The sequence below is a fragment of the Herminiimonas fonticola genome (assembly GCF_040395855.1).
In the GTDB taxonomy this organism is placed as follows: Bacteria; Pseudomonadota; Gammaproteobacteria; order Burkholderiales; family Burkholderiaceae_D; genus Oxalicibacterium; species Oxalicibacterium fonticola_A.
On the sequence record NZ_JBEBPO010000085.1, the window covers coordinates 1 to 10,682 of the forward strand.

Here is a 10,682-nt window from a genome sequence, read left to right on the forward strand (position 1 = left end):
GCGAAAAAGTGATCGAGCCGCTGTTTGAATCGCGTACCGATCACATGATCATGTACCAGATGGCGCAAAAACTTGGTTTCGGCAAAGAACTGGTCGCCAAGATCAAACTGGTTCCTGGCAAAGGCGGCATGATGGAGCCGGAACCGGAATCGATGCTGGAAGAAATCAATCGCGGCTCGTGGACGATCGGTTATACCGGTCAGTCGCCTATGCGCCTGAAAGCGCATATGCGCAACATGCATCTGTTCGATGTGAAAACATTGAAATGTACCAGTGGCAAGGATGCTGAAACGGGTTACGACATAAGCGGTGATTATTTCGGTCTGCCGTGGCCTTGTTACGGTACGCCGGAATTGAAGCATCCGGGCTCCCCTAATCTATACGACACATCCAAGAGCATGATGGACGGCGGCGGCAACTTCCGCGCCAACTTCGGTGTGGAAAAAGACGGCGTCAATCTGCTGGCGGAAGATGGTTCGCACAGCAAGGATTCGGAGATCACGACCGGTTACCCCGAGTTCGATCACATCCTGCTGAAAAAACTCGGCTGGTGGGATGATCTGACTGAGGCCGAAAAGAAAGCGGCTGAAGGCAAGAACTGGAAAACCGATTTGTCCGGCGGCATTCAACGCGTCTGCATGAAGGTACATGGTGTACATCCATGGGGTAACGCGAAGGCCCGCGCTGTCGTCTGGAATTTCCCGGATGCCGTGCCGCTGCATCGCGAACCGATCTATGGCACACGCCCGGATCTGGTCGCCAAGTATCCGACGCATGACGACAAAAAAGGCTTCTGGCGCATGCCGACCTTGTACAAGTCGCTGCAAGCGAAGAATGTGGAAACCAAGATGTACGAGAAGTTTCCTATCATTCTTACTTCCGGACGCCTTACCGAATACGAGGGTGGTGGCGAAGAGACGCGCTCCAATCCGTGGCTGGCCGAACTGCAGCAGGATGCCTTTGTCGAGATCAATCCGAAAGCGGCAAGTGCGCGCGGCATACGCAATGGCGAGTATGTGATCGTCAGCACGCCGACGGGCGCACGGATCAAGGTCAAGGCACTGGTGACCATGCGAGTGGGCGAAGATACGGCATTCATCCCGTTCCATTTTTCCGGCTGGTGGCAGGGCAAGGATCTGCTTGAATATTATCCAGAAGGTGCGCATCCGGTCGTGCGTGGCGAGGCGGTGAATACTGCGACGACTTACGGCTACGACTCGGTCACGATGATGCAGGAAACGAAGACGACTATTTGCAATATCGAGAAAGCGACAGCGTGATTATCTGTACGAAGACGAATAAACAACCGTTAGATGCGGCGTTGAACACGGATAAGAACAGCTAAGGAGATACCAAAATGGCACGAATGAAATTCATCTGCGACGCAGAGCGCTGTATTGAATGCAATGGTTGCGTGACCGCTTGCAAAAACGAGCATGAAGTACCGTGGGGCGTCAATCGCCGCCGCGTGGTCACCGTTAATGATGGTTTGATTGGACAGGAAAAATCGATATCCGTCGCCTGCATGCATTGTTCCGATGCGCCGTGCATGGCGGTTTGTCCCGTCGATTGCTTTTATCGCACCGATGAAGGCGTGGTATTGCATGACAAGGATATTTGCATCGGCTGCGGTTACTGTTCTTACGCATGCCCGTTTGGCGCACCGCAATTCCCATCCAACGGGGCATTCGGTCTGCGCGGCAAGATGGACAAGTGCACGTTCTGCGCCGGTGGTCCGGAAGAAAATGGCTCCAAAGCGGAATTTGAAAAATACGGACGCAACCGTCTGGCCGAAGGCAAACTGCCGGCCTGTGCGGAAATGTGCTCAACCAAAGCCTTGCTGGCTGGAGATGGCGATGTGATTGCCGACATCTTGCGCGCACGTGTACTGCGTCGGGGCAAAGGCAGCGAAGTCTGGGGTTGGGGTACGGCTTACGGCAAGTCACATAATCCAGAGGCAAAAGCGCCAGTGGAGAAAAAATCATGATGCGCGCACTGTTGGTCTCATTGCTTGCATTGGCAATGTTCGGTTGCGGCGAAAAAAGCCAGTCGCAGGCGGATGCACGGGTATCGGGCGATGTAGCTCCTTACAAGGGGGCTGTGAACGATCCCTATGTCATCAAAGGCTGGACGGCCGGCAATAAAACCGAGTGGGACAGGCAAATGCACGAACGTGCTCAAAAGCAGAACGAGTACGTAAAAGTCAATTGATGCATTCGCGAGGAGAATGATCATGCAAACATGGTTCGCCAAACTCGCTATCGGTTTGTCGCTAGTTGTAGCGACTGCCGGTATAGCGTCGGCTCAGACAAGTGAGCCTGCTGCTGCCGCCAAAGCGCCGCCGGCAGTACAGAATATGTCCAATATCGAATCGGACGATATTTTGTACATGAAGCAGAATCAGGCTGAACGTACAAGCGTCCAGCCTGGCAATCTGGCGCCTGTGTATCGCCAGATCAAGGATGGCGGCGAACATTACTCGAGTTTGCCGGCGCTGGAATCGGGTGTGCTGATTCAGCCGAAAGCGCAATTCCCCGGGCAGGCACGCGCGACAACTGCAGGCGAAGCGTGGCGGCAATATCGTAACGGTCCGCTGACGACGTATGGCGGCTGGCTGATCATCGTCGCGGTGGTAGGGATCGCAGCGTTTTATTTTGCGATCGGTGGCATCAAATTGAAAAGCCCGCGTACCGGTCGCCTGATCGAGCGCTTTACCTCGATTGAACGCCTGGCACACTGGACAGTGGCAATCAGCTTCCTGATACTGGCATTGACCGGATTGATCATGCTGTTCGGTAAATATGTGGTGCTGCCGGTATTCGGGCATACCGTGTTCGGTTATCTCGCTTACGCAGGCAAGAATATCCACAACTTCGTCGGGCCGATTTTCACGATTGGGCTGATTGTCATGTTCGTGATCTTCGTCAAGGATAATTTCCCTGCGCCGTCGGATTGGCAATGGCTGAAAAATCTTGGCGGCGCACGCGGCCATGCCAGCGCCGGCCGTTTCAATGCCGGTGAAAAATTGTGGTTCTGGGGCGGCCTGGTATTTCTCGGATTGATCGTCAGCGCATCCGGTTTCGTACTCGATATGCTGGTACCGGGCATCCTTTACACACGCGGCAATATGCAAATCGCCAACGTGATCCATCTGGCTGCTGCCGTATTGATATTCAGCGCATCGCTGGCGCATATTTATATGGGTACCATCGGCATGGAAGGTGCATTTGAAGCGATGTCTACCGGTTATGTAGACGATGCATGGGCCAAGGAGCACCATGACATCTGGTATACAGAAATTGAAAGCGGCAAGGTAGCGCGTGTACGTACGGACAAGGGCGCGGAAAAACTCGGCGTGCCAGCCAAGGCTGTCTAAGGAGACCTGCAAATGAAAAAATCATTGATTGCACTGATGGGCTGGGCCGTCGTGGGTATAGCTTCCGCAACATTGCCGCCCCCGAGCGACGAAGCGAAAGCAAAAGCTGCCGAAGCCAAAAACAAGACAGACTGGAGCAACAAGGTTGCGGCGTATCAGTTGTGCCAGGTGCAGGATCGCGTGGCGGCCAATTACCTGAAAAGCAAAGGCAAGCCAAAGCCTGCAATCGAAGTGCCGCCATGTAGCAATCCGGGGCCTTATGTCGCCTTGCAAGTAGCGACCTCGACGGTAGGCGTAGCCGATGCCAAACCGGTTCCCGCAGCCGGCGCGAAAAAATAGCAGTATCCAGTGGTCGCCCGCATCCTGTATGCGGGTGCACGTCTGAGCAGACACACTCTGTGCCTGTCTTCCCGTTATAATCCCCGCTGTAGCAGGAAAATATGCGGCACCCTTACAGGTGCCGGTATTTTCCTGCATATCCCGCATCATGTTGAAACATGAATCCGATAATGAACAGAGGCTGGCCGTTTGTGCTGCCCGAGATGAGTTGCCATGTCGTATCGCCCAGAATTTACCAGTACGCCGATCAAGCTGACGCATGATGTACAGGCTATCGATGAGACTGCGCAGGCTTCGACCATCGCGATACCGGCGGAACGTCCGCTGACCGTCTACGTTGATGGTCGTGAATTGATTACCCTGATGACGCTGGGCGCGGCGCCGGAAGCGCTCACGCTGGGCTATTTGCGCAATCAACGCCTGGTGCAGACGATTGAGGAAATCGTTGCTGTGCATGTGGACTGGGACAAGCATGCGGTTTCAGTCACTACACGCGGCGGCATAGCGAACATCGAAGAACGCACGGCCAAGCGCGTGGTAACGACAGGTTGCGGGCAGGGCACGATGTTTGGCGGCCTGATGGATGAAGTCGATAAGCTGGTTTTGCCATCCGATGCGAGGCTGAAGCAATCCACGCTCTACAAAATCGTCAACACGATACGTACGCAGGATTCGGTGTATGCACAGGCAGGTTCGGTACATGGCTGCGGGCTGTTTTCATCTGAAGGCGATTTGCAATATTTCATTGAAGATGTGGGCCGCCACAATGCAGTCGATTCCATCGCCGGCATCATGTGGCTGGAAAATATCAGTGGCGCCGACAAGGTGTTTTACACCACCGGCCGCTTGACTTCCGAAATGGTGATCAAGGGTGCGCAGATGGGCATGCCATTCCTGATCTCGCGTTCCGGCACCACGCAAATGGGCCATCTGGTCGCGGAAAAGGTCAATATGACTTTGCTGGCACGTTGCACCGGTAAACACTTTTTATTGGTGACGGGCAAGGAGCGCATGGTGTACGAACCGCATTTGCTGGACACTTCACTGCACGTTGCCTGAACATAACAGTGTTGCAGACAGGTCTTTCGCCGGTATATTTTAGAGTGCGCTAGAATTGCCTTTGCACAATAAATAGTCGACAGCATTCGTCGTCACTTACTCCATCGTTTCCCATGCCATTAATTGATGCCACTCAGGCTGCTTTCGGTTTGCTCTTTTCGGGCGATCCGGTGCTATGGAGAATTGTCTGGATTTCACTCAAGACATCGATAGTCGGCCTGCTGATTGCCACGCCGATTGCGGTGCTGCTTGGTTACCTGATTGCGACGCACGAATTTGTCGGACGCCGCATCGTCATCTGGTTTGCGCAAGCAGCCTTGTCCTTGCCAACCGTACTGATAGGCTTGCTGCTGTATCTGGTGCTGTCGCGCCAGGGGCCACTCGGTTCGCTGCAATGGTTGTTTACTCAATCGAGCGTCATTCTCGGACAGGTATTGATTGTGCTGCCGGTGTTGATTGCCTTTAGCTTGTCGGCAGTCCAGGCGGCCGATCCGCGGCTGGCTGAAACAGCCATCGTGCATGGCGCCTCCAGATGGCGTGTGATGCTGACGGTATTGCATGAAGTCCGTTTCGGTGTGATGGCTGCAGTGATCAATGGCTTTGGCCGCGTTATTTCTGAAGTCGGCTGTGCAATGATGGTGGGCGGGAATATCGCCGGTGAAACACGCACAATTACGACTGCGATCGCGCTGGAAACCAGCAAGGGAGAATTTGCGCAAGGTATTGCACTCGGCATCGTGCTGGTTGCCTTTGCATTATTGATCAATGCGGGAATGATGTTGCTGCAAGGCGATACACGTCCTGCGAGGAATATGTGATGGATGCCTTGTTATCGATTCAGCATCTGCAGAAAAATTTTCATCAGCGCCGTTTGCTGGATATCAAAAATCTGTCGATCGCACCAGCGCAGGCTTATGTCCTGACGGGTGCCAATGGCTCGGGAAAAAGTACGCTGATGCGTATTCTGGCCGGACTGGAATCCGTCGATGCAGCCGAAGTGCGGTTTCAAGGGAAATCCGCCAGCCTGTCGCCTTATCCGCGCGTGATGCGTGATGCCATCGTTTATGTACATCAGCACCCGGTGATGTTTTCCACCAGCGTGGCGGAAAACATCGGCTACGGTTTGCTTGTGCGCGGCGTAGCGAAAAATATCATCGCTGAAAAAGTGGAAGAAGCGATAGAGTGGGCCGGTATTGCACATTTGCGCAAGAGCGTGCCGAATTTTCTATCCGGCGGCGAGAAGCAGCGCGTTGCACTTGCGCGTGCGCGGGTACTGGCGCCCAAGCTGCTCTTGCTGGATGAGCCGACGGCGAATCTGGATGGCGCAGCACGCGAACAGGTGATTGCCCTGATTCCAACGCTGGTGAGCGAAGGTAACAGCGTTGTCATGGCATGCCATGATAGAGACCTGATTGCCTTGCCCGGGATACAGCGCCTGAAAATACGCGATGGCAAGCTGGAAGTGAGACAGATCAATACGCACAGTGAATGAGTCCGCTGACTCAGTTTAAAAATGAAAGTGTTCTGCTTACGGTAAACGTATTGTAAAAAGCGCACCGCCATCCGCGAGCGTATTCAAGTGCGTGCTGCCGTGTTTGTCACCGTTGACATGTGCTTGCGCAATCGCCTCGCACAAGGCCATACCCAGGCCAGTTGATGTTTGTTCTTCTGTGGCGCCTAGGCCCGGTCCATCATCACGTACCGTGAAAACAATTTCCCCGGCGTTTTTTCTGCAAGCGACTTCTATGCTTGATTTTGCAAAGCGCGTGGCGTTTTGCAATGCTGCATCCAGTGCCAATCCAAGCAGGTGTTCATCGAAAAATGCGATAGCCGGTATCGCATCGCGATTCATCATCAGTTTCAATTCCGGGCGCGGATTTGAATGGTTTCGGATCAATTCCTTGAGAAAATCTTCCGGATTGACTGCTTCTATACGCGGGCTCAATCCCTGTTCTGTCGCTTTGTACAAAGTCAGGAAGGCGATCATTTTTTCGCGCAGGGCAACACAGCTTGCATGTGCCTGAAGCGCCTGCTGCTGATCGAGATCTGCGGTCAGCGTCGCTAACTGGCCTTCCAGCACACCCAATTTATTTTTCAAATCGTGCACGACGATAGCGGTCAATTGAGGGTTCATCGTCATGCCTCTCTTGCGACCTTGACCAGCGTTTCACGCAGGAAGCGATACATCTTGGCCACGCGTTCGCTGTTCGGCATCAACCCATCCAGCTGCGCCAGATAGCCGTTGACGCGTCCGACGTAGGAGCGATCCAGGCCTTTCTGACTCATCCACAATAAATGCAGTTGCGCGGCAGCGAGCAGCACTCCGGTATTGTCGGGTGTGGCGTTCAGCGCTTCTTCCAGTTTGGCCAGCGATTCGTCGAACTGACCATTACGCATCAGCCTGGTCGCCTCATCGACAATCAATGCTCCCGCGCTGATTGCGTCATCAATGATTTTTTCGACCAGCGCTTCATTGCCGGTATCTTTCAGGACTTTGCGTGCCAGCGCTACCAGCCGTGCATTCTCATGATCGGACTTGATCGCTTTCGCCATGATGCGCGCACCTTCTTCATGCATGCCGACGCAAAATGCGGCTTTCGCCAATGCCAGCGTATTGGCATCTGCACGTATATCGCCAGCCAGTTCTTTGGCGGATTCAAATGCAGCCTTGCCGGAAGTCATGTCGCCCAGGCCGGCAAATGCCTGCGCGGCGATGATCGCCTGCCGGCTGGCAAAATCCGGATCTGCATGATGATCTTGTGCAGCGGTGCTCAGTATTTCCAGCGCATTGCCGGCCTGGCCAATGTCGACATGCACCTGTGCCAGCGACAGGGCGTCCGACGCTTGCGCAGTCAGCGAGCCGCGTGTGTGGTTCAGGGCTTTATCGAATGCGCTGCGTGCCTGCTCCAGATCACCGACGCGATAGGCTGCATCGCCGACCATACGGCTACGGCGTGCCGACGGGATGACGTCATACGATTTGTTCAGTGCCTCCAATGCTTGCTGATCCTCACCCTGGGATTCGGCTATCTGCGCCAGCAAATCATAGGCATCGACATATTGTGCATTTTTCTCCAGTACGCCTTGCACGATGGTTTTGGCTTCCTCCAGCCGGCCCGCGGCCTGATCGCAGCGCGCCAGTCCCAGCTTCGCCCACACCAGATCCTGACGCAGGCTTAAAGCCTGCAGATAGCTGCAGCGAGCCTCGTCGTTCTGCCCCAATTCCAGCGCGGCGCCGGCCCTGGTTTTGAGTATGTCGACGATCCACTTCGGTTCGATTTTCAACACTCGGTCGCATTCGGCGATGGCGCCGGCCAGATCTTTTTTCTGCAGCCTGTCGCTGATCGGTTTCAATGCCTGCTGCCGGTCCAGCAGACGTTCGATACGATCGGCAATCTTGCCGCCGGTGAGCGGCTTCACCATATATGCATCGGGCTGGAATTCGGCAGCACTGGCAACGCTGTCGTAACTGCTTTCTGCCGTCACCATGAAAAACATCGCAGTAGGGGAGAGCAGTTTTTGCGAACGCAGAAACTCCAGCATTTGCTGGCCGTTGGTTTCCTTGTTGAGGTTGTAATCGCAGACGATCACATCGTAGCTGGCATTGCGGATGTACTTGATCGCATCGTTTGGCGTGCCGGCCTGATCGACCTGTTCTATCCCTAACTGGCCTAGCTGGGTACGGATGTTTTGCCGCATGGCGGGCATGTCATCAACGACCAGTGCACGGAGTTTCGCAAGACGGCTATTGAGGATGGTTGCCATGTAATAGGAAGCAGAAGGGATGTTTCATCATACATGCTGGCACCAGATTTGAAGCAGGTGTGGAAGTAAAAATACGTTTGCAACGTTGAGCAAACCAGCATGCACACGCTGCCATCCTGTGCATGCCGTTTCACCCAATAATTCGTTTGCAATTCAAGGCGGCATTCAGCACTAAAACTTAATGGTGATAGCGATACTCTTGCGTATACCCGCCATAACCATACGATGCAGCTTTTACGTCCTGAACATGGATGTAGCTTTCTTCGTGCAGATTCCCCAGGATGCGGGCGAACCCGGCAAATGCTTCCTTGATGTAAAGCGCCTTCTCATCCTTGGTATTGGTTTCATCGGTGATCTTGATATCGAAGTAGAAGCTGTTCTTTTGTTGCTCGCTGAGGGAATAACCTCCGACGATCCAGCTGTCGTGCTCGACAAAATCGATGGCGATCGCCGTTACTTCGCGTTTCTTTTTCAGGATGCGCGTCGTCAGATCGAGCAACAGTTCGGATATCTGCCTGGTCAATTCAGGCGATTTTTTTGCACTTACTTTCACATTGAGTATGGGCATTTGAAGCTCCTATTAGTTTGCTATGCAACTATTTAACTAAAAAATACTCAGCCTATGACTGAGCGAACAGTTCTCACTTTGCTGACTGTTTCATCAAAATGAGCAATACCTAACTCCTTTTTCAAACGTTTCGTTACCTCTCCGCTGGCTGCATCAAGCTGTTCCTGCATGGCGATTCCCATCGGTGTTGGCTGAATCGCAGATTCCCGGCCGTCATTCTCTGTCGCCTGACGCTGAAGCATCCCCATCTGTTGCAAGCCATCCAGCGTACGTGTAGCGGTCGAGCGTGAAATTGCCAATTCCTTTGCCAGTTCGCTTTGCAGCAAGCCCGGTTTCTTCAGGACAACCCTGAGCATGAATGCCTGTGATGGCGTCAGCCCGAAGGGCTTGAACGCCTTGCTCCATTCGCGTTCCAGAACGCGAGCCAGGGCGGTCGTATTGAAATAGAGGCAGTGATCGAACATGAAAGGATAATAGGTCAATTTAATTCGCTATGCAACTATAAATTTCGTTTGCCATGTCTGAGTGGGCGCATAATGCACAGGCAATTTGCACCCAATTACGTTTTCAGAAAAACTCAACGATGCTTTCAGAACCCCCTCGTGCTCAGGCAGGCTTTAGCGACGTATTGCAAGCGAAGATTTGCAATGAGCTGGAAACACAAGGCTGGTTGCAGCAGGATTTTTTTCTGCCGGATGAGCTGATCATTGCATTGGCTGCTGAATGCCGGCAGATGAGCGCAGCCGGCTCATTGAAATCGGCCGGTATTGGTCGTGCTGACGGACAGGTGCTGCGGCCGGACATTCGGGGCGATCAGATTGCCTGGCTGAAAGCCGGACAGTCTATGGCATGCGATCGTTATTTGCAGATCATGGAAGATGTACGGATTGCGCTGAACCGCACGCTTTATCTGGGGCTGGATGAATACGAAAGTCACTTTGCTATGTATTCGCCCGGCACGTATTACCGCAAGCATCTGGACCGATTCAGGGATGATGACTGCCGCACCGTTTCGGCTGTGGTTTATCTCAATCCGGATTGGCTGCCGGAGCAGGGAGGCGCCTTGCGTCTGCACACTGACGCAAATCATACGGAAGATGTTGCGCCACTGGGTGGCCGGCTTGTGTTGTTCATGTCTGCCGATATGTCGCATGAAGTGCTGCCGGCCACGCGCGATCGCATGTCGCTGGCAGGTTGGTTCAGGCGGCGCGTCTGACCAGATCACATTTGCAGAGCTGCTAAAGCTCCCTCATCCTATCTTTCTGACAAGGGCACAGTTTTCCTGGCGGCAGGCCTAATATTGGGTAGCTATGGATAGGAAACGGCGATGTTCTTCGGGTGGTACCAGCGAACCACCGGTTGTCCAGATGACGTGGGTGGCATTGTTCAAATGATGTTCCAGGCCATGTTGGTGCAAATAGCTGCGGCCGGAGTTGCTACTCATTAGCCAGTCAGGCCCACTCACACCAGCTGCAGCAGAAGGTTCCAGCGCAATATCTTCTGTACGCAATACCTGGAGAAATTGCGTGTACAACTGGCGATCACTCACGGTAAACACACCGGATAACTGTGCCG

General features: G+C 53.6%; 13 protein-coding genes and 1 pseudogene. 9 read left to right on the forward strand and 5 right to left on the reverse strand.

The genetic code is table 11. The annotated features are described in order from the left end of the window. The 8 genes from ABWP27_RS10355 to ABWP27_RS10390 form a co-directional block, all read left to right on the forward strand. Positions 1-1,280, forward strand: a 1,280-nt coding sequence (locus ABWP27_RS10355; RefSeq protein ID WP_353156303.1) for a formate dehydrogenase subunit alpha, incomplete at its 5' end; no start/stop codon positions are given. Positions 1,281-1,357: 77 nt separating this feature from the next. Continuing rightward, positions 1,358-1,987: a formate dehydrogenase FDH3 subunit beta gene (gene fdh3B, locus ABWP27_RS10360; protein WP_353156306.1), complete on the forward strand. Its 630-nt coding sequence runs from the start codon at positions 1,358-1,360 to the stop codon at positions 1,985-1,987. Beyond that, positions 1,984-2,211 (forward strand): hypothetical protein, encoded by a 228-nt coding sequence (locus tag ABWP27_RS10365; RefSeq protein ID WP_353156309.1) that lies wholly within the window; start codon positions 1,984-1,986, stop codon positions 2,209-2,211. Before fdh3B ends, ABWP27_RS10365 begins: the two co-directional genes overlap by 4 nt. Positions 2,212-2,233: 22 nt before the next feature. Continuing rightward, positions 2,234-3,376, forward strand: coding sequence for a formate dehydrogenase subunit gamma (locus tag ABWP27_RS10370; protein WP_353156311.1), 1,143 nt, complete (start codon positions 2,234-2,236; stop codon positions 3,374-3,376). Positions 3,377-3,388: 12 nt separating this feature from the next. Beyond that, positions 3,389-3,715, forward strand: coding sequence for a hypothetical protein (locus tag ABWP27_RS10375; protein WP_353156314.1), 327 nt, complete (start codon positions 3,389-3,391; stop codon positions 3,713-3,715). A gap of 213 nt (positions 3,716-3,928) precedes the next feature. Continuing rightward, a complete protein-coding gene (locus tag ABWP27_RS10380; RefSeq protein WP_353156316.1) occupies positions 3,929-4,774 on the forward strand; it encodes a formate dehydrogenase accessory sulfurtransferase FdhD in 846 nt (281 codons plus the stop codon). Between the two features lie 113 nt (positions 4,775-4,887). Then, positions 4,888-5,592, forward strand: coding sequence for an ABC transporter permease (locus ABWP27_RS10385; protein WP_353156319.1), 705 nt, complete (start codon positions 4,888-4,890; stop codon positions 5,590-5,592). Continuing rightward, on the forward strand, positions 5,592-6,266 hold the full coding sequence (locus tag ABWP27_RS10390; RefSeq protein WP_353156322.1) for an energy-coupling factor ABC transporter ATP-binding protein: 675 nt from the start codon (positions 5,592-5,594) through the stop codon (positions 6,264-6,266). Before ABWP27_RS10385 ends, ABWP27_RS10390 begins: the two co-directional genes overlap by 1 nt. Before the next feature lie 36 nt (positions 6,267-6,302). On the opposite strand, the gene ABWP27_RS10395 is transcribed toward ABWP27_RS10390, so the two are convergent. The 4 genes from ABWP27_RS10395 to ABWP27_RS10410 form a co-directional block, all read right to left on the reverse strand. Next, positions 6,303-6,914 carry a sensor histidine kinase gene (locus ABWP27_RS10395; RefSeq protein WP_353156325.1) on the reverse strand — a complete coding sequence of 204 codons (612 nt, stop codon included), beginning with the start codon at positions 6,912-6,914 and terminating at the stop codon, positions 6,303-6,305. Then, positions 6,911-8,539 (reverse strand): response regulator, encoded by a 1,629-nt coding sequence (locus ABWP27_RS10400; RefSeq protein ID WP_353156328.1) that lies wholly within the window; start codon positions 8,537-8,539, stop codon positions 6,911-6,913. Before ABWP27_RS10400 ends, ABWP27_RS10395 begins: the two co-directional genes overlap by 4 nt. Before the next feature lie 178 nt (positions 8,540-8,717). Further along, positions 8,718-9,107 carry a tautomerase family protein gene (locus tag ABWP27_RS10405; protein ID WP_353156331.1) on the reverse strand — a complete coding sequence of 130 codons (390 nt, stop codon included), beginning with the start codon at positions 9,105-9,107 and terminating at the stop codon, positions 8,718-8,720. Between the two features lie 47 nt (positions 9,108-9,154). Continuing rightward, on the reverse strand, positions 9,155-9,571 hold the full coding sequence (locus ABWP27_RS10410; protein WP_353156333.1) for a MarR family winged helix-turn-helix transcriptional regulator: 417 nt from the start codon (positions 9,569-9,571) through the stop codon (positions 9,155-9,157). Positions 9,572-9,690: 119 nt separating this feature from the next. Here ABWP27_RS10410 and ABWP27_RS10415 point away from each other — a divergent pair, with 119 nt between their 5' ends. Beyond that, complete coding sequence (locus ABWP27_RS10415) at positions 9,691-10,323, forward strand: 2OG-Fe(II) oxygenase (protein ID WP_353156336.1); 633 nt, start codon at positions 9,691-9,693, stop codon at positions 10,321-10,323. Positions 10,324-10,401: 78 nt separating this feature from the next. Here the strand turns inward: ABWP27_RS10415 and ABWP27_RS10420 are convergent. Next, positions 10,402-10,682, reverse strand: a pseudogene (locus ABWP27_RS10420) (D-serine ammonia-lyase); the annotation flags it as partial.

Excerpts from the sequence above, each read along its gene's own strand:
- fdh3B (WP_353156306.1), top strand. The coding sequence starts at position 1,358 with ATGGCACGAATGAAATTCATCTGCGACGCAGAGCGCTGTATTGAATGC.
- ABWP27_RS10365 (WP_353156309.1), top strand. The coding sequence starts at position 1,984 with ATGATGCGCGCACTGTTGGTCTCATTGCTTGCATTGGCAATGTTCGGT.
- ABWP27_RS10370 (WP_353156311.1), top strand. The coding sequence starts at position 2,234 with ATGCAAACATGGTTCGCCAAACTCGCTATCGGTTTGTCGCTAGTTGTA.
- ABWP27_RS10375 (WP_353156314.1), top strand. The coding sequence starts at position 3,389 with ATGAAAAAATCATTGATTGCACTGATGGGCTGGGCCGTCGTGGGTATA.
- ABWP27_RS10380 (WP_353156316.1), top strand. The coding sequence starts at position 3,929 with ATGTCGTATCGCCCAGAATTTACCAGTACGCCGATCAAGCTGACGCAT.
- ABWP27_RS10385 (WP_353156319.1), top strand. The coding sequence starts at position 4,888 with ATGCCATTAATTGATGCCACTCAGGCTGCTTTCGGTTTGCTCTTTTCG.
- ABWP27_RS10390 (WP_353156322.1), top strand. The coding sequence starts at position 5,592 with ATGGATGCCTTGTTATCGATTCAGCATCTGCAGAAAAATTTTCATCAG.
- ABWP27_RS10395 (WP_353156325.1), bottom strand. The coding sequence starts at position 6,914 with ATGACGATGAACCCTCAATTGACCGCTATCGTCGTGCACGATTTGAAA.
- ABWP27_RS10400 (WP_353156328.1), bottom strand. The coding sequence starts at position 8,539 with ATGGCAACCATCCTCAATAGCCGTCTTGCGAAACTCCGTGCACTGGTC.
- ABWP27_RS10405 (WP_353156331.1), bottom strand. The coding sequence starts at position 9,107 with ATGCCCATACTCAATGTGAAAGTAAGTGCAAAAAAATCGCCTGAATTG.
- ABWP27_RS10410 (WP_353156333.1), bottom strand. The coding sequence starts at position 9,571 with ATGTTCGATCACTGCCTCTATTTCAATACGACCGCCCTGGCTCGCGTT.
- ABWP27_RS10415 (WP_353156336.1), top strand. The coding sequence starts at position 9,691 with ATGCTTTCAGAACCCCCTCGTGCTCAGGCAGGCTTTAGCGACGTATTG.